This is a genomic window from Dyadobacter sp. CY343, assembly GCF_021390335.1.
In the GTDB taxonomy this organism is placed as follows: Bacteria; Bacteroidota; Bacteroidia; order Cytophagales; family Spirosomataceae; genus Dyadobacter.
The window spans coordinates 1,140,049-1,163,339 of sequence record NZ_JAJUXK010000004.1; the positions used below are offsets into that span (position 1 = coordinate 1,140,049).

Annotated in this window: 35 protein-coding genes; 6 read left to right on the forward strand and 29 right to left on the reverse strand. The window is 42.3% G+C overall.

The window, feature by feature from the left end; all coding sequences use genetic code 11:
* Positions 1-40 precede the first annotated feature (40 nt).
* The gene (locus LZG94_RS16820) at positions 41-544 is read left to right on the forward strand and encodes a fasciclin domain-containing protein (protein WP_233792976.1); all 504 of its coding nucleotides are present in this window, start codon (positions 41-43) and stop codon (positions 542-544) included.
* Positions 545-610: 66 nt separating this feature from the next.
* Here LZG94_RS16820 and LZG94_RS16825 read toward each other — a convergent pair whose 3' ends face one another.
* Positions 611-1,030, reverse strand: a complete 420-nt coding sequence (locus LZG94_RS16825; protein WP_233792977.1) for a nucleoside-diphosphate kinase — start codon at positions 1,028-1,030, stop codon at positions 611-613.
* Between the two features lie 200 nt (positions 1,031-1,230).
* Here LZG94_RS16825 and LZG94_RS16830 point away from each other — a divergent pair, with 200 nt between their 5' ends.
* From LZG94_RS16830 to LZG94_RS16845, 4 genes are all read left to right on the forward strand, one after another.
* Positions 1,231-2,265 carry a bifunctional oligoribonuclease/PAP phosphatase NrnA gene (locus LZG94_RS16830; RefSeq protein ID WP_233792978.1) on the forward strand — a complete coding sequence of 345 codons (1,035 nt, stop codon included), beginning with the start codon at positions 1,231-1,233 and terminating at the stop codon, positions 2,263-2,265.
* Between the two features lie 51 nt (positions 2,266-2,316).
* The gene (locus tag LZG94_RS16835; protein WP_215234185.1) at positions 2,317-3,222 is read left to right on the forward strand and encodes an FKBP-type peptidyl-prolyl cis-trans isomerase; all 906 of its coding nucleotides are present in this window, start codon (positions 2,317-2,319) and stop codon (positions 3,220-3,222) included.
* Positions 3,223-3,305: 83 nt separating this feature from the next.
* Positions 3,306-3,899: a non-canonical purine NTP diphosphatase gene (locus LZG94_RS16840; protein WP_233792979.1), complete on the forward strand. Its 594-nt coding sequence runs from the start codon at positions 3,306-3,308 to the stop codon at positions 3,897-3,899.
* Positions 3,900-3,911: 12 nt separating this feature from the next.
* Positions 3,912-4,793: a polyphosphate kinase 2 family protein gene (locus LZG94_RS16845; protein WP_233792980.1), complete on the forward strand. Its 882-nt coding sequence runs from the start codon at positions 3,912-3,914 to the stop codon at positions 4,791-4,793.
* A gap of 84 nt (positions 4,794-4,877) precedes the next feature.
* On the opposite strand, the gene LZG94_RS16850 is transcribed toward LZG94_RS16845, so the two are convergent.
* The 5 genes from LZG94_RS16850 to eno form a co-directional block, all read right to left on the reverse strand.
* The gene (locus tag LZG94_RS16850) at positions 4,878-5,828 is read right to left on the reverse strand and encodes a hypothetical protein (RefSeq protein WP_215234188.1); all 951 of its coding nucleotides are present in this window, start codon (positions 5,826-5,828) and stop codon (positions 4,878-4,880) included.
* 320 nt (positions 5,829-6,148) lie between these two features.
* Complete coding sequence (locus tag LZG94_RS16855) at positions 6,149-6,703, reverse strand: hypothetical protein (protein ID WP_233792981.1); 555 nt, start codon at positions 6,701-6,703, stop codon at positions 6,149-6,151.
* A 101-nt stretch (positions 6,704-6,804) separates the two neighbouring features.
* Positions 6,805-8,337, reverse strand: coding sequence for a 2,3-bisphosphoglycerate-independent phosphoglycerate mutase (gene gpmI, locus LZG94_RS16860; RefSeq protein WP_233792982.1), 1,533 nt, complete (start codon positions 8,335-8,337; stop codon positions 6,805-6,807).
* Positions 8,338-8,375: 38 nt separating this feature from the next.
* Positions 8,376-8,708, reverse strand: coding sequence for a septum formation initiator family protein (locus LZG94_RS16865; protein WP_233792983.1), 333 nt, complete (start codon positions 8,706-8,708; stop codon positions 8,376-8,378).
* A gap of 51 nt (positions 8,709-8,759) precedes the next feature.
* A complete protein-coding gene (eno, locus tag LZG94_RS16870) occupies positions 8,760-10,031 on the reverse strand; it encodes a phosphopyruvate hydratase (protein ID WP_215234192.1) in 1,272 nt (423 codons plus the stop codon).
* 126 nt (positions 10,032-10,157) lie between these two features.
* Here eno and LZG94_RS16875 point away from each other — a divergent pair, with 126 nt between their 5' ends.
* The gene (locus LZG94_RS16875) at positions 10,158-10,862 is read left to right on the forward strand and encodes a thioredoxin domain-containing protein (protein ID WP_233792984.1); all 705 of its coding nucleotides are present in this window, start codon (positions 10,158-10,160) and stop codon (positions 10,860-10,862) included.
* 56 nt (positions 10,863-10,918) lie between these two features.
* Here LZG94_RS16875 and carA read toward each other — a convergent pair whose 3' ends face one another.
* From carA to rplP, 23 genes are all read right to left on the reverse strand, one after another.
* Positions 10,919-12,022 (reverse strand): glutamine-hydrolyzing carbamoyl-phosphate synthase small subunit, encoded by a 1,104-nt coding sequence (gene carA, locus LZG94_RS16880; RefSeq protein WP_233792985.1) that lies wholly within the window; start codon positions 12,020-12,022, stop codon positions 10,919-10,921.
* A gap of 136 nt (positions 12,023-12,158) precedes the next feature.
* Positions 12,159-12,728, reverse strand: coding sequence for a 50S ribosomal protein L17 (gene rplQ / locus LZG94_RS16885; RefSeq protein ID WP_233792986.1), 570 nt, complete (start codon positions 12,726-12,728; stop codon positions 12,159-12,161).
* 71 nt (positions 12,729-12,799) lie between these two features.
* On the reverse strand, positions 12,800-13,789 hold the full coding sequence (locus tag LZG94_RS16890; protein WP_215234196.1) for a DNA-directed RNA polymerase subunit alpha: 990 nt from the start codon (positions 13,787-13,789) through the stop codon (positions 12,800-12,802).
* A 130-nt stretch (positions 13,790-13,919) separates the two neighbouring features.
* The gene (rpsD, locus tag LZG94_RS16895) at positions 13,920-14,525 is read right to left on the reverse strand and encodes a 30S ribosomal protein S4 (protein ID WP_215234197.1); all 606 of its coding nucleotides are present in this window, start codon (positions 14,523-14,525) and stop codon (positions 13,920-13,922) included.
* A gap of 80 nt (positions 14,526-14,605) precedes the next feature.
* Positions 14,606-15,001, reverse strand: a complete 396-nt coding sequence (gene rpsK, locus LZG94_RS16900; protein ID WP_233792987.1) for a 30S ribosomal protein S11 — start codon at positions 14,999-15,001, stop codon at positions 14,606-14,608.
* A gap of 39 nt (positions 15,002-15,040) precedes the next feature.
* Positions 15,041-15,418, reverse strand: a complete 378-nt coding sequence (gene rpsM / locus LZG94_RS16905) for a 30S ribosomal protein S13 (RefSeq protein WP_215234198.1) — start codon at positions 15,416-15,418, stop codon at positions 15,041-15,043.
* Positions 15,419-15,422: 4 nt separating this feature from the next.
* Entirely contained in the window at positions 15,423-15,539 is a 117-nt protein-coding gene (gene ykgO, locus LZG94_RS16910; protein ID WP_015813811.1) for a type B 50S ribosomal protein L36, read from the reverse strand.
* Between the two features lie 39 nt (positions 15,540-15,578).
* The gene (gene infA / locus LZG94_RS16915) at positions 15,579-15,797 is read right to left on the reverse strand and encodes a translation initiation factor IF-1 (protein ID WP_026631247.1); all 219 of its coding nucleotides are present in this window, start codon (positions 15,795-15,797) and stop codon (positions 15,579-15,581) included.
* Between the two features lie 12 nt (positions 15,798-15,809).
* Positions 15,810-16,607 carry a type I methionyl aminopeptidase gene (gene map / locus LZG94_RS16920; RefSeq protein WP_233792988.1) on the reverse strand — a complete coding sequence of 266 codons (798 nt, stop codon included), beginning with the start codon at positions 16,605-16,607 and terminating at the stop codon, positions 15,810-15,812.
* Positions 16,608-16,612: 5 nt separating this feature from the next.
* Entirely contained in the window at positions 16,613-17,926 is a 1,314-nt protein-coding gene (secY, locus tag LZG94_RS16925; RefSeq protein ID WP_233792989.1) for a preprotein translocase subunit SecY, read from the reverse strand.
* A 51-nt stretch (positions 17,927-17,977) separates the two neighbouring features.
* Complete coding sequence (gene rplO, locus LZG94_RS16930) at positions 17,978-18,424, reverse strand: 50S ribosomal protein L15 (RefSeq protein WP_233792990.1); 447 nt, start codon at positions 18,422-18,424, stop codon at positions 17,978-17,980.
* Positions 18,425-18,436: 12 nt separating this feature from the next.
* A complete protein-coding gene (rpmD, locus tag LZG94_RS16935) occupies positions 18,437-18,616 on the reverse strand; it encodes a 50S ribosomal protein L30 (protein WP_233792991.1) in 180 nt (59 codons plus the stop codon).
* A gap of 31 nt (positions 18,617-18,647) precedes the next feature.
* Positions 18,648-19,163, reverse strand: a complete 516-nt coding sequence (gene rpsE / locus LZG94_RS16940; protein WP_233792992.1) for a 30S ribosomal protein S5 — start codon at positions 19,161-19,163, stop codon at positions 18,648-18,650.
* 14 nt (positions 19,164-19,177) lie between these two features.
* Entirely contained in the window at positions 19,178-19,531 is a 354-nt protein-coding gene (gene rplR, locus LZG94_RS16945; RefSeq protein ID WP_215234203.1) for a 50S ribosomal protein L18, read from the reverse strand.
* A gap of 46 nt (positions 19,532-19,577) precedes the next feature.
* A complete protein-coding gene (gene rplF, locus LZG94_RS16950) occupies positions 19,578-20,135 on the reverse strand; it encodes a 50S ribosomal protein L6 (RefSeq protein WP_215234204.1) in 558 nt (185 codons plus the stop codon).
* Positions 20,136-20,155: 20 nt separating this feature from the next.
* On the reverse strand, positions 20,156-20,554 hold the full coding sequence (gene rpsH, locus LZG94_RS16955; protein ID WP_031528740.1) for a 30S ribosomal protein S8: 399 nt from the start codon (positions 20,552-20,554) through the stop codon (positions 20,156-20,158).
* A gap of 77 nt (positions 20,555-20,631) precedes the next feature.
* Positions 20,632-20,901, reverse strand: a complete 270-nt coding sequence (rpsN, locus tag LZG94_RS16960; RefSeq protein ID WP_138365937.1) for a 30S ribosomal protein S14 — start codon at positions 20,899-20,901, stop codon at positions 20,632-20,634.
* A 28-nt stretch (positions 20,902-20,929) separates the two neighbouring features.
* Complete coding sequence (gene rplE, locus LZG94_RS16965) at positions 20,930-21,484, reverse strand: 50S ribosomal protein L5 (RefSeq protein ID WP_215234205.1); 555 nt, start codon at positions 21,482-21,484, stop codon at positions 20,930-20,932.
* A gap of 66 nt (positions 21,485-21,550) precedes the next feature.
* Positions 21,551-21,892 (reverse strand): 50S ribosomal protein L24, encoded by a 342-nt coding sequence (gene rplX / locus LZG94_RS16970; protein ID WP_233792993.1) that lies wholly within the window; start codon positions 21,890-21,892, stop codon positions 21,551-21,553.
* Positions 21,893-21,937: 45 nt separating this feature from the next.
* Positions 21,938-22,306 carry a 50S ribosomal protein L14 gene (gene rplN / locus LZG94_RS16975; RefSeq protein ID WP_015813798.1) on the reverse strand — a complete coding sequence of 123 codons (369 nt, stop codon included), beginning with the start codon at positions 22,304-22,306 and terminating at the stop codon, positions 21,938-21,940.
* Positions 22,307-22,308: 2 nt separating this feature from the next.
* Positions 22,309-22,572 carry a 30S ribosomal protein S17 gene (rpsQ, locus tag LZG94_RS16980; protein WP_082217005.1) on the reverse strand — a complete coding sequence of 88 codons (264 nt, stop codon included), beginning with the start codon at positions 22,570-22,572 and terminating at the stop codon, positions 22,309-22,311.
* Between the two features lie 15 nt (positions 22,573-22,587).
* Positions 22,588-22,782, reverse strand: a complete 195-nt coding sequence (rpmC, locus tag LZG94_RS16985) for a 50S ribosomal protein L29 (protein WP_031528745.1) — start codon at positions 22,780-22,782, stop codon at positions 22,588-22,590.
* A gap of 41 nt (positions 22,783-22,823) precedes the next feature.
* On the reverse strand, positions 22,824-23,249 hold the full coding sequence (gene rplP, locus LZG94_RS16990) for a 50S ribosomal protein L16 (RefSeq protein ID WP_138480884.1): 426 nt from the start codon (positions 23,247-23,249) through the stop codon (positions 22,824-22,826).
* Positions 23,250-23,291 lie beyond the last annotated feature (42 nt).

The window sequence follows — 23,291 nt, forward strand, 5'->3', positions numbered from 1 at the left end:
TTTTCCATTAGTTTTACAAAAAATAACTATTTGGAAAGCTATGAAAAAAAACCGTTTTGTAGGGCGTTGGGCGACATTTTTTTTGATTGCGACTCTATTTTCCGCAACCGTAATATCATGTAAAGAGAATAGTGAAGATCGGGTTAAACCTAAAACAATAGCTGACGTAATTCTTGAAAACGGTCAGTTCAGTATATTGAAAGATATTATGGTACGCGCGAGAATGACCGATGCGCTGCGAACTGACAACATTACCCTGTTCGCTCCTGACAACAATGCTTTCGGCAGAGCGAATATTTTCAGTTCTTCCGTGATCCCCGACGATTCAGTGAAGTATTTCCTTCAAAACCATATTATCAAAAACAGAACAGAAGCCGCTGAACTAAAACTTGGAAACCATCCTGCGCTCAACAAGGCAAATCTTGTCGTTACAAAAACAGACAGCATTGTAGCAGTGAATAAATCGGATGTAGTGATCCCAAATGTAAATGCGGACAATGGCGTGATCCACGTGATCGACAGTGTGCTGGTTATCATCAAATAATTGGCAGTATGTGCACAAAAAAGCCCGGCAAACTAATTTGCCGGGCTTTTTTGTGGTCTTATGTTTTTAATACTGCTCGGTTTGGGCAAAGAAGAAATTTCCTTCGATCCCTGCATTCTCGTCAGAATCTGAACCGTGGATCGCATTCGCTTCCACTGATTTGGCGAACAGTTTCCTGATCGTACCCTCATCTGCATTAGCCGGGTTGGTAGCGCCGATCAAAGTACGGAAATCTGCTACGGCATTTTCCTTTTCAAGGATCATCGGAACGATAGCGCCTGACGACATGTAGTTGCAGAGATCATTATAAAACGGACGTTCTGCGTGTACCGCATAAAACTCGCCCGCGCGCGCTGCGGTAAGATGTGTTTTTTTCAAGGCTACAATACGAAATCCCGCCTCCTCAATCATTTTGATAATTGCTCCCGAGTGACCGTCCTTTACGGCATCCGGCTTAATCATTGTGAATGTTCTATTCGTTGGCATACTTAAAGGCTAAATTAATTTCGTGCAAAACTACTGTTTTTCAATTTATATCCTTGATAGTTCGGCAACTATGCCTGCGAAAGGTTAAAACGCCAAGGATACTTCGCCTTTCGGAGGCAGGATTAAGCAAATACCAACAGTTTTGTTAATTTTGTGGGCTTGGAAGGCTCGTAGAATTCCTCTTTTCGAAACAAATACCTGTGAATCAAACCGTTAAAGAGTTAAGCTCTTTTTTATCTCTCCCCCAAAAAATCATCATTACGATGCACCGTGATCCCGACGCCGACGCTTTGGGATCTTCGCTCGGGTGGGCAAATTATTTGGTAAAAAAAGGCCACGATGTAACTGTAATCAGCCCGACTGACTATACGGCGAATCTCAAATGGATGATTGGCCCGGAAGGTGTACTTGTTTATGAAAAGGCCACAGATCAAGCCAAATGCAAGCAAAAAATTCAGGAAGCTACATTAATCTGCTGTCTGGATTTTTCTGCATTATCACGCCTAAAAGATCTTGGCAAAGTGGTCCAGGATGCGCCTGCCCCTAAATTAATGATCGACCACCATCTAGAACCGGAGCATTTCGCCAAATGGATGATCTGGGACACCAACGCTGCCGCGACCGCTCAGCTGGTTTATGCATTGATCAAAGAGCTGGAAGCTGATGCGCCGGTTAGGCAGATCTTCGATATTCCTATGGCCGAATACCTCTACGCTGGTATTATGACTGATACCGGCTCTTTCCGACATGGCAATGTGACGGCTGATGTTCACCTCGCAGTCGCTGATTTAATGCTCACTGGATTTGATTCAAGCCGGGTTCACAGGCTGATTTACGACAATGCACCCCTTTCCAGGCTTCAATTCCTTGGGTATGTGCTTTCTCAAAAACTGGTGGTGAATGCAAAATACAGAACCGCATATATGGTACTTACCGAGGCCGAGCTGCAAAAATTCAATTCGAGCACAGGCGAAACGGAAGGTATTGTCAACTACGGCTTGCAGGTTGAAAATGTAGTGATGTCGGCAATGTTCATCGAGCGGAAAGGTGAGATAAAAATCTCGTTCAGATCTGTCGGATCGTTTTCTGTAAGAGATCTGGCCAGTGCGCATTTCAATGGTGGCGGACATAAGAATGCGAGCGGAGGAAGATCAGAACAGTCAGTGAATGAAACGGTTGACTATTTTTTAAGCATTCTTCCCTTATACGAACAAGCTCTTTTAAGCGTTGACTAAACTTACAATTGATATAACAAAATTTACAAGTATCTCATAATTAACAATCCAATGAATCTTAAAACAATCGGTTATGCGATGGGCATAACTATTCTGGCAGCTTCTTGCAACAAGTACCGGACGCAGGTTACTGATAGCGGCCTTAAATATCAGATCTTCGACCACGAAGATGATGCGAGAAAAGCGAAGCTGGGAGATATTATGTCTTTCCATCTGGTTTTGAAAAATGGTACTGATTCAACGCTTCGGGATACTTACAAAGAAGGCAACCCGGTGAAAATGGTATTACAGGCTCCTCCTTTCAAAGGAAGTTTTGAAGAAGGTCTTGCGATGCTGGCAACCGGCGACAGCGCGAAATTCATGATCAATGCAGATACATTGTTTGCGAAAATGATGCAGCCAATGCCTCCAATGATCAAAAAAGGATCGGAAATCAGTTTTACAGTGAAGGTATTGAGCGTTTTGACTTCTGAGGAATTCCAGAAACAACAATCAGAAGCAGGCTCAAAACAAAAAGGTATTGACGCAAAAGTGATCGACAATTTCCTGGCTAAAAATAACCTGGCTGCAAAAGCAAGAAAAACTGCTTCGGGACTTGTATACGTGCCTCAGGTGGAAGGCTCAGGAGCCAGCCCGGTTTCCGGAGATGCTGTGAAAGTACATTATACAGGTAAATTCCTGGACGGAAAAGAATTTGACAGTTCTAAAAATCAGGGAAAACCACTTGATCTGCAGGTAGGTCAGGGAATGGTGATTCCAGGTTGGGAAGAAGGTATTATGTTGATGAAAAAAGGCGAAAAAGGACTTTTGATCATTCCTTCGGGCCTTGCTTACGGTCCGGAAGCTTACGGGCCGATCCCAGGCAACTCGGTATTGCAATTTGAAATGGAGCTGATCGATTTCTCAAAAGGGCAACCTGCACCAGCGGGCCCTCCGGTAACACCTCCGGCGAGATAATCAGAATGAATATATTGAACGGCCGCTTCACAAGAGTGGCCGTTTTTTTGTGTAAAATGCGCTGGCATTCATTTACGCATTTTATGAAACTTTGCTTCGCTACCAATAATTTAAACAAGCTCACCGAAATACAGGCGCTGCTCGGCGACCAGTTTGAGCTCGTCACGCTGGCCGACATTGGCTGTGATGTCGACATTCCGGAACCTTACGATACCATTTCCGAAAACTCGCGTGGGAAGGCGGCTTATGTATACGAGAATTTCCAAATAGACTGTTTCGCCGACGATACGGGCTTGGAAGTAACTGCATTAAATGGCGAGCCTGGTGTAAAATCTGCTAGATATGCGGGCGCCCAGCGCAACCCCGACGACAATATCAATCTCCTGCTTCAAAAGCTTTCCTCACTTCCCGATAAGAGCGCGCGTTTCGTTACCGTGATCACGTTGGTTTTGAATGGGGAATTTCATCAATTTGAAGGGATAGTAGAGGGGAAAATCATAGCAGAGAAAAGAGGAACAAATGGTTTTGGTTACGATCCTGTTTTTGTTCCTGATGATTTTGACAGAACATTTGCCGAAATGACATTAGAGGAAAAGTCAAAACTGAGTCACCGGGCGCGGGCATTTGCGAAGCTGGTCGACTTTTTGAAGACCAACCCTATTGATTCCCAACTTTAACAATTATGCATTATGCAAGAATTCAATCCGGCAGATTATCGTGTCGACGGTTCCAAAAAATTTGATATCAAAAAGGCTAAGACCCGGTTTAAAGACATTTACGACAGTAAGGAAGATTACGAACTAATGCAACAGGAGCAGGCGAAAGAGCTGGACGAACTGCAAAGTATGATGTACGCACACAATCGATACGGGTTGCTGGTCATATTCCAGGCAATGGACGCGGCGGGCAAGGACGGGACGATCAAACATGTTCTTTCGGGCGTAAATCCGGTGGGCATTAAGATTCATTCCTTCAAGAGACCTACCGAAACCGAACTAAGCCATGATTTCCTGTGGCGCACCAACCAGGTACTTCCTCAGCGCGGCACAATCACAATTTTCAATCGCAGCTACTACGAAGAAGTACTCATTGTGAAGGTTGAGCCTGATATTTTGACTAAGTCACAAAGGCTGCCTCTTGAACTGACAGAAGATCTTGATAAAGTTTGGAAACACCGGTATTCTGACATTCGTCATCTTGAAAAATACCTCTACCGAAATGGTATCCGGGTAATCAAATTTTTCCTGAATGTATCAAAGGAAGAGCAGGCTGAGCGATTGATCGAGCGAATTGAGGACCCGTCAAAGAACTGGAAATTTGATGAGCAGGATGTGGAGGTTCGCGCGAAATGGGATGAATATATGGACGCTTACAATGATTGTATTAATGAAACAGCGTCTGAGAAAGCGCCCTGGTATGTAGTGCCGGCTGACGATAAAAAGAATATGCGACTTTGCGTATCGAAGATTATTGCAGCTGAACTTAAAGATATGAAAATGGCGTATCCCTCTCCCGAAAACGGACAGGTACTCGATCATTTTATTGATGTGATCAAAAAGCAGAACGGATAGGAAAATCTTGAATTTGAATCATAAAAAAGCGGCCGATAAAATATCGGCCGCTTCCATAGCTATGCATGGTGTGAAGTTGTATTCTTATTTGATAGTGAAATTTCCACCACCTATTTTGTAACCCTCAGCGTATAACTCAACGTTATATTTTCCTGGACGGAACTGAGAAGCGTTGTCATAAAGCAATTCAACTTTCTGGTTGTTGTTTTGGTATGCTACCGATTCACGTGCTGTGAATTTCGATGGCGCTCCGTCAACTTCAAACTCTCCTGAGCCAGTCGCATCGTCTGCGATAACAGCTCCCTGAGGATCCAGAACTCTTACATAAATGTCTTTTGATTCCTGAGCAGTAAGCTCGTTTTCAGGCAGGTTGAAAACCAGTTTCAGCTTGTCAACTTTTTTGCCTTTGTATTCTTCTTTGTCTTTCACCTTACCTCTTGAATTCACAGTAAGGATTTTCAGGTTCTGAGCTCTCAATGCGGCAGCCTTGCTTACTTTATCACTTAGTTCTCTGTTAGCAGCAGTAAACGTTACCACTGAGTCAGTCAGTTCAGTCTGGCGCTGAACAAGTCTTTCACGTTCGCTGGTCAATGTACCAACGTGCGTGCTCAAAGAGTCGTTAGATGCTACCAAATGCTCGTTTTCAGCTTTCAACTGAGCGATCATTTCGTCTTTCTCAACCAGGAATTTTTCATATTCCTTGATTTTGCCCAGGTACTTGTTAGTTTCAACTCTTTTGCTTTTGCTGAAAGCCAATTTATCTGCTTCCAGTTTCTCTTTCATTTTGGTCAGCTCTGTAATATCACCGCCCAATTTTTCTACTTCTGCAATTTTTGAATCAAGAACTGTGGATATCGAATCCAGTTTAGTTTTGGTCACAGCCAACTCCCTTGCTTTTTCGACTACCATTGATTCCTGTTGTGTCAACTCTTGTTTCTGAGTTGTAAACAAGTAGCCAAACATGGCTGTTGCTAGCCCAAGGACAACTACCATCGCCCAAGCTATGCTTTGCTTATTTTTCTGTTCTTGTTGCATTGAATATTAAATTTATTTGTGATTTAGTTTACATGTGACAGGTTAAGTCCCGGGTCTACATGGTTTCGCAAGGTATTCAACCAATTCTATGCCGAAATTGTAAAAACAGGTATATAGTCTAGCAACCAGCAGATTCAATTTCTAGGAATAATACCAGAAAAAAAGCCAAAATGTCTTTATTTGAAGATTTTTTCGAGGAAAATTCTCGACACGAAATAAGTTGACTTATGCACGCTATACTGCATTGTTGACTAGCAAATTGGGTAATGTTTACCCAAATTATGGTGTAAGCGTACAGAGAGAAGGCTGAGGAAAACCCGCTATTGTCCTATTTTTGATGAGATAGTGAAGTGCTTTGGCTCCATGAAGATGAGCTTTTGATAGCCGGTCACTGAATAGGATGAAATCTGAGGGAGATTGTCTTTAAAGGAACAAGAAAATTCTATGTTCTTTTCTGACTGATAAATTCTATTTTCAGACTTAATAATTGCCTTAACCAATACCGGCGACTTCACTAATGTGTCTGTCACTATTTTAAGATAGCGTACCGGCAGATCAGCATTGTCTTTCAGCCGATACTCAAATGTAGCCGAATCCTGTCTCGTCACATTGTAGCTCTGCGCATACGATGGCTTGTTGATATCAGCTTGAAGAAACAGACCAAGCTCCTTCTCCCAATCAATTCCGGTAGATTGGATGGTTTGCTCCTCTCCGTCCAGCTTAGCCTTTTTTGTTACGAGTGGCTTTTTTTCTTTCAGATATACAATCTGATTTTCTACAAAGCTCCGCAAATCGTAATAAGCTTTTTCATTTTTCTCGTCTGCCTTGCGCTCATCGCAGCTGACAAAAATGAGGCTCGCTAAAATAGCGAACATGTAATGGATGAAGGAAATCCTAATAATAGAGCAACGCATATTTAAAAAAACAGAGAGCTGTTTTGGCTCTCTGTGGTCAACAAGATTTGTGGTTGTTAAGTTTAAAGAATGCTGACTCCCGTCATTTCCTCTGGCTTTGGAATGTCCATTAAAGCCAAAATCGTAGGAGCAATATCAGCTAGTTTCCCGTCTTTGAGCGGCAGTTGATAAGTATTATCAACTAATATACAAGGTACCAGATTCAATGAATGCGCAGTATTCGGCGAGCCGTCATCATTTGACATATAGTCAGAATTACCATGGTCAGCAATGATAATGGAAGAATATCCGTGGTTTAAACCGGTTGTTACGACTGCCTGAACGCATTGATCCACCGTCTCGCAAGCTTTTACAGCTGCCTCGAAAACGCCGGTATGTCCTACCATATCAGGATTTGCAAAATTTAGACAAACGAAATCCACATCACCTTTTTCCAGCTCGGGAACGATCGCATCACGAATACCAAAAGCGGACATTTCAGGTTGCAGATCGTAGGTAGCTACTTTCGGGGACGGGCAAAGCAGGCGGCTTTCACCTTCAAAAGGTTTCTCTCTTCCCCCTGAGAAAAAGAACGTCACGTGCGGATACTTTTCGGTTTCAGCAATGCGGATCTGCTTTTTGCCTGCGGCTTCCAGTACTTCTCCCAGTGTATTGTTCAGATTATCTTTATCAAAAATAACATCTACTCCCTGGTAAGTATCGTCATAATTTGTCATTGTAACATATCTCAGATTCAGCTTGTGCATGTTCTGTTCATGGAAATCCTGCTGTGTCAGAACTTCCGTGATTTCTCTTCCGCGGTCTGTCCGGAAATTGAAACATAACACCACATCGCCATCCTCGATCACTGCAACCGGATTGCCGAGTGCGTCTGTGGCAATTATCGGCATGATAAATTCATCGGTTACTCCTTCTTCGTACGAAGATTGAACAGCCTTCAAAACTTCCATTTCAGGAACGTGATTTCCTTCACCATGCACCATCGCGTCATAGGCCAGCTTCACACGCTCCCACCTTTTATCACGGTCCATTGCATAATAGCGGCCGGTAACACTTGCGAGCCTGCCAGTAGTTTTGCTCATGGAATCTTTAAGATTAGTCAGAAACCCTAATCCGCTTTTCGGATCACAATCTCTTCCGTCTGTAAATGCATGTACGAAGACCTTTTCAAGACCACGATTTGCAGCAATTGCACACAAACCTTTCAAATGCTCAATATGTGAATGTACCCCACCGTCGGATACCAGACCGATGAAATGCAGCTTTTTATTGTTCACTTTTGCATAGTCCAGGGCATCTGTTAATGCTTTTTCCTGGGCCAAGGTACCTTCCGAGACAGCTAGATTAATCTTTACAAGATCTTGGTAAACAACTCTACCTGCTCCGAGATTAGTATGACCTACTTCGGAATTCCCCATTTGCCCTTCGGGCAAGCCAACTGCCAGGCCACTTGCCTGCAATCTGCTATGCGGATATTTTTGAAGAATAGAATCGTAAAACGGAGTATTTGCAGCGACAATGGCTGAACGGTTTTCCTCGCTTGCTTTTGCGATTCCCCAACCGTCCATGATGATTAGAATTACTTTCCTGCTCAATGTGGTTAATATTAAATTGTTATCCAGTGAACCTCGGCTCACTCTTCTTTTTTACTTTCTATCGGCTGATTGTTTTCATCAACGATCACGAAAACCTGTTCATTTGGCTTCCGCATGAGAAATTTCTCGCGGGCCCACTTTTCAACCATTTTCGGATTCCCGAAAACCTCGTTTCTTTCCTCAGTGACCTTTGCGATTTTGTCCAATAGCTTCGCTTTCTCTCCTTCCAGCTCCTTCATCTTCATCCGGTTGGAAAAGACGATACGCGCATTGTTGTTATCCAGAAACAATACCCAAATCAGCCACGCCACCAGCGTAGCGACGTAGAAATTTTTTAAGGTTTGGAAAGACCAGAATGAATTACTTTTCATCAGCACTACCCGAAAATGAGAACCGGAGCGCTAGGCTCCGGTCTCGGTTAATCAGAATTTCAATCCTGGGAAATAAGCGCTTTCTCCAAGCTCTTCTTCGATGCGAAGCAGCTGGTTGTATTTCGCCATACGGTCAGAGCGTGAAGCTGAGCCGGTTTTGATCTGACCAGTATTCAATGCAACAGCAAGGTCAGCGATCGTTGAATCTTCCGTTTCACCTGATCTGTGAGACATAATGCTTTTGTAGCTGTTACGTTTGGCAAGGTTTACAGTATCGATAGTTTCTGTCAGAGAACCGATCTGGTTTACTTTTACCAAAACTGCATTTGCAATGTTCGATTCGATTCCTTGTTGCAGGCGGGTTACATTCGTCACAAAAAGATCATCCCCAACAAGCTGGCATTTGCTGCCAACAGAGTCGGTCAAAGTTTTCCATCCTGCCCAGTCATCTTCATCCATTCCATCTTCAATAGAGATAATTGGGTATTTAGCAACCCACTGAGTCCAGTAGTCAGCCATTTCAGGAGAAGTCAACTTACGACCATCTGATTTTTTGAAGTGATAGAAACCATCTTCGTAGAATTCAGAAACAGCAGCATCCATTGCAATAAAAATCTCTTCACCTGGCTTGTAACCTGCCTTTTCGATAGCCTGGATTACGATTTCGATCGCCTCTTCATTCGACTTGATATTCGGTGCAAATCCACCTTCGTCACCTACGTTGGTCGAATATCCTTTGCTTTTCAATACGGTTTTAAGTGTATGGAAAACCTCAACGCCCATGCGCAACGCCTGCGAGAAAGTATCTGCTTTGGCAGGCATGATCATAAATTCCTGGAAATCGATAGAGTTATCAGCGTGACTTCCTCCGTTCAGGATATTCATCATTGGCACCGGCAATGTATTTGCATTGGTACCACCGATATAGCGATAAAGTGGCAGATTTGCTTCCTGTGCAGCAGCTTTTGCAGCAGCAAGAGAAACGCCAAGGATTGCATTAGCACCCAACTTGCTCTTGTTAGGAGTGCCGTCGAGTTCCAGCATGATCTTATCTATAAGGTTTTGCTCAAATACTGAGCAACCGATCAATTCCGGGAAAATGATATCGTTTACATTTTCAACTGCCTGCAAAACTCCTTTTCCAACGTAAACGCTCTTGTCATCGTCGCGAAGTTCAACTGCCTCGTGTTTTCCAGTTGAAGCGCCGGAAGGAACAGCAGCACGTCCTAGATAGCCATTCTCGGTACGAATATCAACTTCTACGGTTGGGTTTCCTCTTGAATCCAGAATTTGTCTTGCATGTACTGACTGAATCGTACTCATTTGCAGCTTATTTTTTGATTATTATTGAATATGTTAACGCCTACAAAATAACACAAAAAAATCGTCATCCATAAACGCCAATTTACTTTAGGCTAAATTTACAATGCATTCATACAACCCATTTTTATGAAATTACTAAGTGCATTCACACTGCTGATCGGGACCGCAATTACAACTGCCTCCGCGCAGACAGTATTGAGCCCGGACGAATTCGAGCGTAAAATTTTAACAAATAAAGAAATCCAATTGCTTGATGTGCGTACGCCGGAAGAGTACCGAGAAGGACATTTAGCGAATTCCAAAAATCTGAATTACAAGGATGCAGATTTCCGGCAGCAGGTAAACAAGCTGGATAAGAATAGACCAGTTTATGTGTATTGTCTTTCGGGTGGAAGAAGTGGTGCTGCTGCAAAAACGTTAGCCGAAAGTGGCTTTGCAGAGGTTTACGATATGAAAGGCGGCTATATCAAGTGGACTTCGGCAGGCAAGAAAACGGAAGGTTCGTCGGAAAGCAATACTAATAAAGGAATGTCGAAAACTAAATTCCAGGATTTAGTAAGTTCTGAAAAAGTGGTATTGGTTGATTTTTTCGCTCCCTGGTGTGCGCCTTGCCAAACGATGTTGCCGACAATAAAGAAGCTCACTTCTGAATACAAAGGTCAAGTGAAAATTGAAACTATTGATTATGATCAGAATAAGGCACTCGCCAAAGAGCTTAAAGTCGAAGAAGTACCGACATTCCTGCTGTATAAAAACGGCCAGCTGATCAGCCGAAAAAATGGACTATTAGCTGAATCAGATTTCAGGAAATTGCTGGATTCCAACTTGTAGGCATTGAAAGTAAAACCTCCGCTTTTAGGTGTTATACCGGAAGCGGAGGTTTTTATTTAGTTAGCTTTCAATAGCTTGATGAATTCGTCAAAAAGGTAACGGGAATCATGCGGCCCAGGAGAAGCTTCCGGGTGATATTGTACCGAAAAGGCAGGGTAATCTTTCCGTCTGATCCCTTCAATCGTATTATCGTTCAAATTCACGTGCGTAATCTCAATATCCGGATGATCTTCTATTTCGCCGGGATTCACAGCAAAACCGTGGTTTTGTGATGTTATTTCGCATAAACCAGTAACAAGGTTTTTCACCGGGTGGTTAAGACCTCGGTGCCCGTGATGCATTTTATAAGTATTGATACCGCTGGATAATGCGAGCAACTGGTGGCCAAGGCATATTCCAAACAGCGGTTTGCTGCTCTTGATCATTTGATTCACACTTTCCACTGCATAAAGCATTGCAGACGGATCGCCAGGTCCGTTGGAAATAAAGAATCCATCTGGCTGCCATTCCATTACTTCTTCAAAAGGAGTTTTTGCAGGGAAAACTTTGCAATAACAGCCGCGGGAAGTAAGGTTGGAAAGAATACTCTTTTTGATTCCGTAGTCCATTACTGCGATTCTCCACTGGCTTCCCGCTTCATCACCTACGAAATAAGGCTCGGTAGTTGTCACTTCCGACGAAAGTTCGAGCCCATCCATAGATGGTATTTTTTTCAATTCTTCCATCAGCAGCGCCTCGTCCAGGATCTCCGAAGAAATAATCGCATTCATCACACCCTTTTCTCTAACATGTCTTACCAAATGCCTGGTATCTACATTACTGATACCGACAATTTGAGACCTTTCGAAGTATTCCTGCAAAGAAAAATCCGCAGTATCTCTTGAATAAATAGCTGAAAACGTGTTGCAGACCATCCCCCGAATCTTTACAGACCCGGATTCCTCCTCATCATCCAGTTGCACTCCATAATTACCAATATGAGAATTGGTGTTGACTATAATTTGTCCATAATATGACGGATCAGTATAAATCTCCTGATAGCCCGTCATGCCGGTGTTAAAGCAAATTTCGCCACCGGTCGTTCCACGCATTCCTAGAGCTAGACCTTTGTATGCTGTTCCGTCTTCAAGCAACAACAGAGCTTCCTTTTTCTGATTCATATATGGTTTATCGATTTTTCTTTCAACAGACGACAATTGCTACTCGCCAAAATCGGTGCAAAAATACAGTTTTTCGCGCATAAAAAAGGGTTAAACGAAAACGTTTAACCCTTTGTATATTTCAATTGGTCTCCAATTACGCTTTGTCAGTGTTTTCAGATGACTCTTCATCCTTAGGAGTTTCATCAACAGCTGGCTCAGATTCTTCAACTATTGGATGATCTTCTTTCTTAACAGGCGCAGCAGCAACTGTTGTTTCAACAGCGTCGTCTGTACCTTTCTTGTTACCACCTCTTCTGCTACGACGAGTTTTTGCTGGCTTGTCAGCATTTGCAAGTAGTAATGCATCGTTGAAATCAACCAACTCGATCAGTGCAGTTTCAGCAGCATCACCAAGTCTGTTACCAAGCTTGATAATACGTGTGTAACCACCTGGGCGAGACGCGATTTTATCGGATACTGTTCCGAAAAGCTCTTTTGTAGATTCTTTGTCGTTCAAGTAAGAGAATACAATTCTCCTGTTGTGAGTAGTATCTTCTTTTGCGCGGGTTAGCAAAGGCTCAACGTATGTACGAAGTTCTTTTGCCTTAGCGAGGGTTGTCTCAATTCTTTTGTGGAGAATCAATGAGGAAGCCATGTTCGATAGCATCGCCTTGCGGTGAGATGCTGTTCTTCCTAAGTGATTACCTTTCTTACCGTGTCTCATTGTTTTGTTGTTTAGTTGCTTCGAGCTGCGACTGGCGCGCTACAGAATACATACTTATGATGGAATAATTGTCAATCCTCGTCTAAGCGATATTTGGCTACATCCATTCCAAAAGTAAGTTGTTTGTCAGCTACAAGCTGCTCCAACTCTGTCAGGGATTTCTTACCAAAATTGCGGAATTTCATCATGTCCGAGATTTCCAACCTTACCAAATCACCAAGTGATTTAACATCAGCTGATTTCAGACAGTTATATGCACGTACAGAAAGATCCAGTTCCGATAGAGAAGTTTTCAAAAGCTTTCTCATACGTAACATTTCTTCATCTACCTGATTATCCTCTTCTGCCTTTTGTTTCTCAAAGGTCATTGTCTGATCTGAGAATAGCATAAAGTGCTGAATCAAGATATTGGCTGCTCCTTTCAGGGCATCCTCTGGATGTATAGATCCGTCAGTTTGGATATCGATCAAGAGACGTTCGTAGTCAGTCCGTTGCTCAACACGCGTATTTTCAACGCTGTATTTTACATTCTTAATAGGTGTGTAGATAGAATCTACTGCGATATATCCAAATGGCAACTCATTTGCACGAGGTTCGTCAGCTGGAACATAACCTCTACCTTTATCTAGCAAAAGCTCCATTTCGAATTCCTTCTGATCATCAATATGACAAATGATCTGGTCTGGATTCAGAACTTCAAATGCATTTGTAAATTTACCAATGTCGCCAGCTGTTATTGCAGAAACATTTTTAAGACTTACAACTATCCTGCTTTCACTTAAATCAGAAACTTTTTTAAATCGAACCATTTTCAGGTTCAGGATGATTTCAGTAACATCCTCAACAATACCCTCGATAGAAGAAAATTCGTGAAGCACGCCAGGAAACTTCACACTCGTAATGGCGTAACCCTCCAAAGAAGAAAGAAGTATTCTACGTAACGCATTACCAATTGTTACGCCGTATCCTTTCTCTAAAGGCTTAAACTCAAACAACCCGTGAAAGTCATCTGCTTTTTCCATGACGACCTTATCAGGCATTTGGAAAGCTAATATTGACATAGTCTTTGGTCCTTTTATAGTAGTAAATGATAGTTGATCACGCTACCGTTACCTTTGCGATCGCAAATTGCCGTTAACGGCTAAAAAGTACTTTCCCGTTGCCGGGAAAGTACCAGAATTATGAAGATTATTATTTAGAATACAACTCAACGATAAGCTGCTCGTTGATGTTTTCCGGAATCTGCTCACGTTCAGGGAACGTAACAAATTTGCCTGATAGTTGCTGACCATCCCACTCCAGCCAGTTAAATCCTCTGGAACTATGACCTGCCAAGCTTTCTGTAACAGATTCAAGTGACTTAGATTTTTCGCGAACGGTAACTACTTGTCCTGGACGAAGAGAGTAAGAAGGGATATTTACGATCTCACCATCCACAAGAATGTGTTTGTGCGAGACTAATTGCCTTGCAGCTCTCCTTGTAGGAGCAATTCCAAGACGGTAAACAGTGTTGTCAAGACGAGCTTCACAATATTTCAGAAGATTTTCACCAGTGATACCTTCCTTCACCGAAGCTTTTTCAAAAAGGTTACGGAATTGTCTTTCAAGAATACCGTAAATGAATTTCACTTTTTGTTTCTCCATCAACTGTAGCGCGTACTCCGATTTTTTGGAGCGGCGACCCTTTCCGTGCATGCCGGGAGGGTAATTTTTCTTTGCAAGCGCTTTGCTTGGACCCATAATGGGTTCTCCATAACGTCTTGCAATCTTCGATTTGGGACCTGTATAACGTGCCATTAAAACCTATTTTATTTATTATAATTAATTAAAACCATTCCGTAACCCCAGTGTCCAAATTACGAATGGATGATATTGTACTATACTCTACGGCGTTTTGGGGGACGGCAGCCGTTGTGTGGTAATGGAGTGATATCACGAATGGTCATCACCTCAATTCCAGCATTCTGAATCGTACGAATTGCAGACTCACGGCCAGATCCTGGTCCTTTAACGAAAACCTCAGCCTTACGCATTCCCAGATCAAACGCGACTTGCGCTGCACTCTGAGCAGCTGTTTGCGCAGCATACGGAGTGTTTTTCTTCGATCCGCGGAATCCCATCTTACCAGCAGAACCCCAGGAAATAACCTGGCCAATATTATTGGTAATAGAGATAATTATATTATTGAAAGATGCCTTGATGTGAACCTGACCAACAGATTCAACAACAACCACTCTCTTTTTTGCTTTATCTTTTCTTTTATTTTGTGCCATTGCTCGAGGAATAAGTGTGGACTAACCACTGCTCATTGTTTATTTAGTAGCCTTTTTCTTGTTAGCGATTGTCTTGCGCTTACCCTTACGAGTACGAGAGTTATTTTTAGTTCTCTGTCCGCGCAACGGCAACCCCTTACGATGACGAAGGCCTCTGTAACAAGCAATATCCATCAAGCGCTTAATGCTCAATTGAACTTCCGACTTCAGTGCACCCTCCACTTTGTATTCTCCGGCAATAACCGCACGAATCGCACCCGATTCGTCGTCTGTCCAGTCAAGAACTTTTTTATTCAAATCAACTCCCGCCTTGTCGAGTATCTTCTTAGCAGAACTGCGACCGATTCCGAAAATATAAGTTAACGAAATTTCGCCTCTTTTACGGTCGGGAATATCAACTCCTGAAATACGTGCCATATGATTAACCTTGTCTTTGTTTATACCGTGGGTTCTTCTTATTAATTACATATACCTTCCCCTTACGGCGTATAACTTTGCAGTCCTCACTGCGCTTTTTAACTGATGCTTTGACCTTCATCTGAGTATACTTAAGTGTTAATTTGAGGTGATCGACTCCTTATTTGTACCTGTAGGTAATTCTAGCCTTAGATAAGTCGTAAGGAGACATTTCTAATTTTACACGGTCGCCCGGTAATATTTTTATATAGTGCATTCTCATCTTTCCTGAAATATGCGCTATAACTTCATGCTTGTTTTCTAATATTACCCGAAACATTGCATTTGATAATGCTTCGAGAATTACTCCATCTTGTTCAATTGATGCCTGTTTTGCCATTCGTAGCGTTAATTACTTTACTTCCACCATTAGGCTGGTATTGGCCGTCACTTTTTCTATATAATCGAATGTTGTCAGAATCTCAGCTTTCCCTTTTCTCACTACAACTGTATGTTCGAAATGCGCAGAAAACTTACGGTCAGTTGTTCTGATTGTCCATCCATCCCGCTCCTGCATTACTGCTTTGGTACCAAGATTGATCATGGGTTCGATCGCTATTACCATTCCTTCACGCAACTTCACTCCCTTTCCGCGTTTACCATAATTAGGCACTTCCGGACTTTCGTGAAGCTCTCTTCCAACACCATGTCCAACTAACTCACGCACTACTGAATATCCTCTTTCCTCAACATAACTTTGGATCGCGTAACCAACGTCCCCCATTCTCAACCCGTCAACTGCTTGATCAATACCTTTGTAAAGAGACTTTTTCGTAGCAGTTAGCAGATCCATTACTTCTTTGGAAACCTCGCCAACAGGATATGTATAAGCACTATCACTATGGTACCCTTTCAATTTAACCCCACAGTCGATCGAGATAATATCCCCCTCTTTTAATATGTAGTTTCCGGGAGAACCATGAACAACTACTTCGTTAACTGATATACAAAGAGAGGCAGGGAAATTATTAAAGCCTTTAAAAGAAGGTACTCCTCCAAATTCTCTGATATATTCTTCCGCAACAGTATCTAGTTTTTTTGTTGCCACTCCGGGTTTAACCCAAGTAGCAACTTCTGCATGAGCCTTGCCTAGAACCTGTGCACTTTCTTTTATTAACTCTATTTCCTCTTCCGTCTTCAGATAAATCATCTTCCTCAGATAGCGACGCTCTCAGTTCTACCTTTTACTCTTCCTGATTTCATTAACCCTTCATATCGGCGCATCAAAAGGTAACTTTCAACTTGTTGCAACGTGTCCAAAACAACACCAACCATAATCAATAGAGACGTCCCACCAAAAAAATGCGCGAAATCTGTGGAAACACCCAATAAACTAGCAAAAGCAGGTAATGTCGCAACAACGGCCAACATCAACGATCCTGGAAATGTAATTCTATCAAGAATCGAGCTAATGTATTCAGACGTTTGCTGCCCAGGTTTAACTCCGGGAATAAATCCACCACCCCTTTTCATATCATCCGCAATCTGTTGAGGATTAACCGATATAGCAGTGTAGAAAAATGTAAATACTATGATCAACACTGCAAAAAGCAGATTGTACTGCCAGGTTGTGTAATTAGCGAAGATGGTAGCCACCTCGCTTGCAAAATCGCTTTTCTCAGCGAAATAGGAAGCGCCCAATGAAGGAATGAACATCAAGGCCTGGGCAAAAATAATCGGCATCACACCCGCAGCGTTCAGCTTCAATGGCAGATACTGACGTTGACCACCCATAACACGATTCCCAACTACCTGTTTTGCATATTGAATAGGGATTCTTCGTACAGCCTGGGTAAGCATCACTGCACCCATAATTACGAAATAAAGCGCTACAATCTCAAGGACGAATAATAGTATTTGGCCACTTCCACGGGAAACAAACTCCTTATAAATAGCGCCTGGAAATCTTGACACAATACCAATCATGATTAGCATCGAAATTCCATTACCAATTCCCTTATCAGTGATTCTCTCTCCAAGCCACATACAAAACATCGTTCCGGCTGTAAGAACGAAAACCGATGAGATGGAGAAAAGGCTTCTGCTAACAAGTAGAGCTTCATCAGGAACGGTTGTATTCAAATACGCAGTTCCCTGTACCAGTGTAACAACAATCGTCAATACCCTAGTAATTTGATTCAGCTTCTTACGACCTGACTCTCCTTCCTTCTGCATTTTCTGAAAATATGGCAAAGCCATAGTCAAAAGCTGTATCGCAATGGATGCAGAAATGTAAGGCATGATACCTAATGCAAAAATGGAAGCCTTACTAAAAGCTCCACCTAAGAAAGTATCTAAAAGACCCAATAGACCCTGAGTCGACACATTCATCTGATCAGGTTCAACACCTGGCAAAGCAACGTAAGACCCCAGACGGAATATGGTTATAAACAAAAGAGTGTTGAGAATACGTGTTCTCAACTCCTCGATTGAAAATATATGCTTAATAGTCTCTAAAAATCTTTTCATTTTATGGGTCTACATTAGCTATTCAAATGCTTAACTAAAAGAACAGCGTAATTACAACTTAACCGCTTTGCCACCAGCCTTCTCAATCGCCTCAGTTGCTGTGGAAGAAAACCCATGCGCATGAATCTCTAACGCACTTGAAATTTCGCCTCTATTGAGAACTTTAATAAGATCCTTTTTAGCACTTAAACCATGCTCACTAATTACTTGCGGGGTAATTACATTCACACCAATTTTCTCTGCAAGTGCTTGGATTGCGTCCAAGTTAAGAGCCTTATATTCAACTCGGTTTATATTATTAAATCCAAATTTTGGCAAGCGTCTTTGAAGCGGCATTTGACCACCTTCAAATCCAACTTTACGGCTATAACCTGAGCGCGACTGAGCTCCTTTATGTCCACGTGCAGCAGTTCCTCCTTTACCAGAGCCCTGACCACGTCCAACCCGCTTTCCAACTTTAACGGAGCCAGTAGCCGGCTTTAATGAACTAAGATTCATACTTTTAGTATATTAAATTTCTTCGACTTTAACTAAATGGCTTACTTTGCGGATCATACCCGCAATCGCATCGCTATTTTCCTTTTCAACTGACCGGTTCATTTTTCCAAGTCCCAAGGCTTTAATAGTAAGCTTTTGGCGCTCCGGACGATCAATCGTGCTCTTAACTTGTGTAATACGTACTTTCGACATGACAACTCTCAGATAAGGAAATCCCCCAGGATTATCCGTTGAATACTTTCTCTAACTTTACGCCGCGCTGAAAAGCCACTTGATGAGGAGCACGCATTTTCAAAAGAGCGTCAATTGTAGCTTTAATTACATTGTGAGGATTTGAAGATCCTTTAGACTTCGCAAGTACATCTTTAATACCTGCACTCTCAAGAACCGCCCGCATGGGGCCGCCCGCAAGAACGCCCGTTCCAGGAGCAGCTGGCTTAATAAGTACAAAGCCTCCGCTAAACTTACCTTCCATCGCGTGAGGAACTGTGTGCTTAAGCATTGGTACCTGGATGAGATTTTTCTTAGCATCATCTATTCCCTTTGCAATAGCATCGGTCACTTCATTTGCTTTTCCTAACCCGTATCCAACAGCTCCGTTACCATCTCCTACAACGACAATTGCAGAAAAACTGAAACGACGACCGCCTTTTACTACTTTTGCTACCCGATTGATGGCAACTACGCGCTCTTTCAAATCAGATTCGTTAACCTTCGAAGGTCTTGTATTTATAGACATAGTCTTTGTTATACTTAGAATTTCAGGCCACCCTCACGGGCTCCTTCGGCCAATGCTTTTACTTTTCCGTGGTACAAATACCCATTACGATCGAAAACTACCGCTTGAATACCTGCCTCCTGCGCCTTTTCAGCAATCTTCTTGCCTACCTGCTGCGCAACTTCAACATTGGAATTTTCTTTTCTGCCACCCAGATCAACAGATGATGCACTGGCCAAAGTAACTCCATTTATATCGTCTATAATCTGAGCATAAATGCTAGTATTAGAGCGAAAAACTGATAATCTTGGACGCTCTACGCTACCTTTCACCCTCTTGCGAATGTGCAGTTTAAGGCGCTGTCTTCTGTCTGCTTTTGCGTTAGCCATTTTAATATTTTCTAACTTTGTTTATACCCTATTTAGTGGCAACGAATTACTTCTTAGAAGCAGACTTACCGGCTTTACGACGTACAATTTCACCCACAAAACGTATACCCTTACCTTTATAAGGTTCGACTTTACGCAATGACTTAATCTTCGCCGCAACTGAACCAATCAGCTCCTTGTCAATTCCTTCAAGTATGACCTTAGGATTCTGACCTTTCTCCGACGTTGTCGTTAGTTTGATCTCACTTGGAATTGCCATAAAGATATTATGCGAATAACCAAGTTGTAATTCAAGCACATTATTAGAAGCACTGGCCTTATAACCTACTCCAATTATTTCCAACTCCTTTTTGTATCCTTCACCAACGCCAATAACCATGTTGTTGATCAAAGATCGGTACAAGCCATGAAGCGCTTTATGACGTTTCTGCTCAGTTGGACGTGAAACTTTCAGTTCGTTGCCTTCAACCTCAACAGTAATATCAGTATCGACCGTTTGCGATAGTGTACCTTTTGGTCCCTTTACCAACACGACGTTATCCTCGCCAACGGTAATTGAAATACCGGCTGGTAAAACAATAACTTTATTTCCTATCCGTGACATTCCTGAATATCTTTAAAATATTAATACACGAAACACAATACCTCACCACCAACATTCAAGGTCTTAGCCTCTTTGTCAGTCATTACACCCTTAGATGTCGAAATTATTACAGTTCCTAATCCACCCAATACACGCGGTAGAGTAGATGAACCAGAATATTTACGAAGTCCAGGCTTGCTAACCCTCTCCAATTTTACAATTGCAGATTGCTTAGTGACAGGATTGTATTTCAATGCAATCTTAATAGTGCCTTGCGGACCTACTTCGTCAAACTTATAGCTTTGAATATACCCTTTATCAAAAAGTACTTTCGTAATTTCTTTTTTTATGTTGGATGCAGGTATCTCAACAACCCGGTGCTTCGCTTTGATAGCGTTTCTGAGTCTCGTCAGATAGTCTGCTATGGGATCCGTTAACATTTTTATGCCAAGTTTAAACACCCCTTTTTAAACGGGAGTGCAAAGTTAAGTAATTGAAATCAGAATTGAAAGTATTCTTACCAACTTGATTTAGTAACTCCCGGAATTTTTCCATCAGAGGCCATATCCCGGAAAAGAACTCTCGAAATCCCAAATTTACGCATGTACCCACGAGGTCTGCCCGTGATCTTGCATCGATTATGAAGACGAACAGGAGATGAATTGCGTGGCAGCTTATCAAGACCCACCCAATCCTCGGCAGCTTTCAACTTTTTACGCTTATCAGCATATTTAGCAACCAATTCTTGTCTTTTTCTCTCTCTTGCTTTAACTGATTCTTTTGCCATTGTCGGTAAATAATCTTATAGTAATTTCTTATTTATTCGCGTTGGTGAAAGGCATTCCCAGTGCTTTTAACAGCTCGTAACTTTCTTCGTCCGAGTTGGTAGAAGTAACGAATGTAATATCCATTCCGGTGATTTTATTAACTTTCTCAATACTGATCTCCGGAAATATGATTTGCTCTTTTACACCAAATGTATAATTTCCACGTCCATCAAAACCTTTATCACTAATGCCCTTGAAATCTCTTACACGAGGCATTGCAATAGCGGTTAGGCGGTCCAAAAATTCGTACATGCGATCTCCGCGCAAAGTAACTTTGGCTCCAATCGGCATGTTCTCACGAAGCTTAAAGTTCGATACAGCTTTTTTCGAAATTGTAGCAATCGCTTTTTGACCTGTAATCAAACCTAATTCTTCAACTCCTGTATCGACCAATTTCTTGTCAGCCACAGCAGCTCCGATTCCCTTGTTAATGACAATCTTGGTCAAACGGGGAACCTGCATTACTGACTTGTATTGAAACTTATCTTTCAATTGCGAAACAACTTCGCTCAGGTATTTCTCTTTTAATCTTGGTTGTGCCATTTTCTAAATTTTGTTACGTGGATTGCCGACCCACTCCTAAAATGATAAATCAGTTCGTATACAGGACTATAAAAGATCTCCTGTTTTCTTCGAAAACCGCTGAAGCTTACCTTTATCGTTAGCCTTACGTCCAGTTCTTGTTGCTTCACCAGTTTTTGGATCTACAACCATCAGGTTACTGATATGAATCGCCCCCTCAAGTTTCTCGATGCTTCCTTGTGGGTTCTGGGCATTTGGTTTAACATGCTTAGTGATCATGTTCACGCCCTCCACAGTAGCTCTCGATTTTTCAACAAGCACCTTCGTTATTACGCCGGATTCGCCTTTGGCATTTCCAGAAATAACCTTTACTGTATCGCCTTTGCGAATATGCAGCTTAGCTGGAGCTTTTTTATTTTTACTTTCCATTGGTATTCTCAATTACAATTTAAAGAAATACTTGTGCTTGATTTCTTACAACACTTCCGGAGCCAGGGATACGATTTTCATAAACTGCTTCTCGCGCAATTCTCTTGCAACAGGTCCGAAAATACGACTACCACGAGGTTCGTCATTGTTATTTAATAAAACAGCCGCATTATCTTCAAACCTGATGTAGGTACCATCTTTACGTCGTACTTCCTTTTTAGTGCGTACAACCACGGCTTTAGATACCGTTCCCTTTTTCATATTGCTCGAAGACAGAGCGGACTTTACCGTTACGACGATTTTATCGCCAACCGAGGCATAACGTTTTCCAGTTCCGCCTAGCACACGGATTACGAGTACTTCTTTTGCACCACTGTTATCTGCTACTGACAGTCTTGATTCTTGCTGTACCATGATTACTTCGCTCTTTCAAGGATTTCTACTAATCTCCAACGTTTATTCTTGCTAAGCGGGCGAGTTTCCATCACTCGGATTGTATCACCAATACCAACCTGATTTGTCTCGTCATGCACCATCAGCTTGGTAGTTTTAGTCATAAACTTACCGTACTTGGCATGCTTCACTTTACGTTCAACAGTGATCACACAGGATTTCTCCATTTTGTTACTCACTACTTTACCAACTCTTTCTTTGCGTAAATTTCTTTCTGTTGCCTCCATAATTTCTAAACTGATTTACTGTTGGTTAGATTTAGCCGACAGCTCTGTTAAGAGTCTTGCAATTTCCTTACGTGAGGCGCGAATACGCAAAGGGTTCTCGATCGGAGAAATAGCATGAGCAAATTTCAACCGCAGTAAGCGCTCTCTCTCTTGGGCGATCTGCTCTTTAAGCTGATCTTGCGAAAGATCCTTTATTTCTTTACTAGTCATTGCTTTAAATAATTAGCGTTCTTAATACATTCGGGTCAATCCTATTCCTGGTAATCCCGACGCACCACGAACTTGGTTTTAATTGGCAACTTTTGTGCAGCCAAACGCAATGCTTCATTTGCGGTATCCAGTGCAACACCAGTCGCTTCGAAAATGATCGTTCCGGGCTTAACAGGAGCTACCCAATATTCAGGAGCACCCTTTCCTTTACCCATACGAACCTCAGCAGGCTTCTTAGTAATTGGTTTGTCCGGGAAAACACGGATCCAAACTTGGCCTTCGCGTTTCATAGCACGTGTTACTGAGATACGGGCTGCTTCAATTTGGCGTGCTGTCAACCAACCTGGTTCGAGCGCCTTAATGGCGAACGAGCCGAAAGCGATTTCATGTCCACGTGTAGCCAAACCGTTGTATGAACCTTTTCCTTTCTGTTGCTTGCGAAATTTCGTTCTTTTCGGCTGTAACATGATTCTAATCTATTTGACCCGGTAAAACCGGAAAATGTCTGA

What these genes read in the sequence shown, in the direction of transcription:
- LZG94_RS16820 (WP_233792976.1), top strand. Translation starts at nt 41, where the DNA reads ATGAAAAAAAACCGTTTTGTAGGGCGTTGGGCGACATTTTTTTTGATT.
- LZG94_RS16840 (WP_233792979.1), top strand. Translation starts at nt 3,306, where the DNA reads ATGAAACTTTGCTTCGCTACCAATAATTTAAACAAGCTCACCGAAATA.
- LZG94_RS16850 (WP_215234188.1), bottom strand. Translation starts at nt 5,828, where the DNA reads ATGCAACAAGAACAGAAAAATAAGCAAAGCATAGCTTGGGCGATGGTA.
- carA (WP_233792985.1), bottom strand. Translation starts at nt 12,022, where the DNA reads ATGAATCAGAAAAAGGAAGCTCTGTTGTTGCTTGAAGACGGAACAGCA.
- rpsE (WP_233792992.1), bottom strand. Translation starts at nt 19,163, where the DNA reads ATGTCTATAAATACAAGACCTTCGAAGGTTAACGAATCTGATTTGAAA.
- LZG94_RS16835 (WP_215234185.1), top strand. Translation starts at nt 2,317, where the DNA reads ATGAATCTTAAAACAATCGGTTATGCGATGGGCATAACTATTCTGGCA.
- rpsM (WP_215234198.1), bottom strand. Translation starts at nt 15,418, where the DNA reads ATGGCACGTATTTCAGGAGTTGATATTCCCGACCGTAAAAGAGGCGAA.
- ykgO (WP_015813811.1), bottom strand. Translation starts at nt 15,539, where the DNA reads ATGAAGGTCAAAGCATCAGTTAAAAAGCGCAGTGAGGACTGCAAAGTT.
- rplO (WP_233792990.1), bottom strand. Translation starts at nt 18,424, where the DNA reads ATGAATCTTAGTTCATTAAAGCCGGCTACTGGCTCCGTTAAAGTTGGA.
- LZG94_RS16865 (WP_233792983.1), bottom strand. Translation starts at nt 8,708, where the DNA reads ATGAAAAGTAATTCATTCTGGTCTTTCCAAACCTTAAAAAATTTCTAC.
- rpsK (WP_233792987.1), bottom strand. Translation starts at nt 15,001, where the DNA reads ATGGCACAAAATAAAAGAAAAGATAAAGCAAAAAAGAGAGTGGTTGTT.
- rplP (WP_138480884.1), bottom strand. Translation starts at nt 23,249, where the DNA reads ATGTTACAGCCGAAAAGAACGAAATTTCGCAAGCAACAGAAAGGAAAA.
- rplF (WP_215234204.1), bottom strand. Translation starts at nt 20,135, where the DNA reads ATGTCACGGATAGGAAATAAAGTTATTGTTTTACCAGCCGGTATTTCA.
- eno (WP_215234192.1), bottom strand. Translation starts at nt 10,031, where the DNA reads ATGAGTACGATTCAGTCAGTACATGCAAGACAAATTCTGGATTCAAGA.
- rpsQ (WP_082217005.1), bottom strand. Translation starts at nt 22,572, where the DNA reads ATGGAGGCAACAGAAAGAAATTTACGCAAAGAAAGAGTTGGTAAAGTA.
- rplR (WP_215234203.1), bottom strand. Translation starts at nt 19,531, where the DNA reads ATGGCTAACGCAAAAGCAGACAGAAGACAGCGCCTTAAACTGCACATT.
- rpsN (WP_138365937.1), bottom strand. Translation starts at nt 20,901, where the DNA reads ATGGCAAAAGAATCAGTTAAAGCAAGAGAGAGAAAAAGACAAGAATTG.
- LZG94_RS16855 (WP_233792981.1), bottom strand. Translation starts at nt 6,703, where the DNA reads ATGTTCGCTATTTTAGCGAGCCTCATTTTTGTCAGCTGCGATGAGCGC.
- LZG94_RS16875 (WP_233792984.1), top strand. Translation starts at nt 10,158, where the DNA reads ATGAAATTACTAAGTGCATTCACACTGCTGATCGGGACCGCAATTACA.
- rpsH (WP_031528740.1), bottom strand. Translation starts at nt 20,554, where the DNA reads ATGTTAACGGATCCCATAGCAGACTATCTGACGAGACTCAGAAACGCT.
- rpmD (WP_233792991.1), bottom strand. Translation starts at nt 18,616, where the DNA reads ATGTCGAAAGTACGTATTACACAAGTTAAGAGCACGATTGATCGTCCG.
- rpmC (WP_031528745.1), bottom strand. Translation starts at nt 22,782, where the DNA reads ATGACTAGTAAAGAAATAAAGGATCTTTCGCAAGATCAGCTTAAAGAG.
- rplE (WP_215234205.1), bottom strand. Translation starts at nt 21,484, where the DNA reads ATGGCACAACCAAGATTAAAAGAGAAATACCTGAGCGAAGTTGTTTCG.
- map (WP_233792988.1), bottom strand. Translation starts at nt 16,607, where the DNA reads ATGATTTATCTGAAGACGGAAGAGGAAATAGAGTTAATAAAAGAAAGT.
- rplQ (WP_233792986.1), bottom strand. Translation starts at nt 12,728, where the DNA reads ATGAGACACGGTAAGAAAGGTAATCACTTAGGAAGAACAGCATCTCAC.
- LZG94_RS16890 (WP_215234196.1), bottom strand. Translation starts at nt 13,789, where the DNA reads ATGTCAATATTAGCTTTCCAAATGCCTGATAAGGTCGTCATGGAAAAA.
- rplX (WP_233792993.1), bottom strand. Translation starts at nt 21,892, where the DNA reads ATGGAAAGTAAAAATAAAAAAGCTCCAGCTAAGCTGCATATTCGCAAA.
- secY (WP_233792989.1), bottom strand. Translation starts at nt 17,926, where the DNA reads ATGAAAAGATTTTTAGAGACTATTAAGCATATATTTTCAATCGAGGAG.
- LZG94_RS16845 (WP_233792980.1), top strand. Translation starts at nt 3,912, where the DNA reads ATGCAAGAATTCAATCCGGCAGATTATCGTGTCGACGGTTCCAAAAAA.
- rpsD (WP_215234197.1), bottom strand. Translation starts at nt 14,525, where the DNA reads ATGGCACGTTATACAGGTCCCAAATCGAAGATTGCAAGACGTTATGGA.
- rplN (WP_015813798.1), bottom strand. Translation starts at nt 22,306, where the DNA reads ATGGTACAGCAAGAATCAAGACTGTCAGTAGCAGATAACAGTGGTGCA.
- infA (WP_026631247.1), bottom strand. Translation starts at nt 15,797, where the DNA reads ATGGCAAAACAGGCATCAATTGAACAAGATGGAGTAATTCTCGAAGCA.
- LZG94_RS16825 (WP_233792977.1), bottom strand. Translation starts at nt 1,030, where the DNA reads ATGCCAACGAATAGAACATTCACAATGATTAAGCCGGATGCCGTAAAG.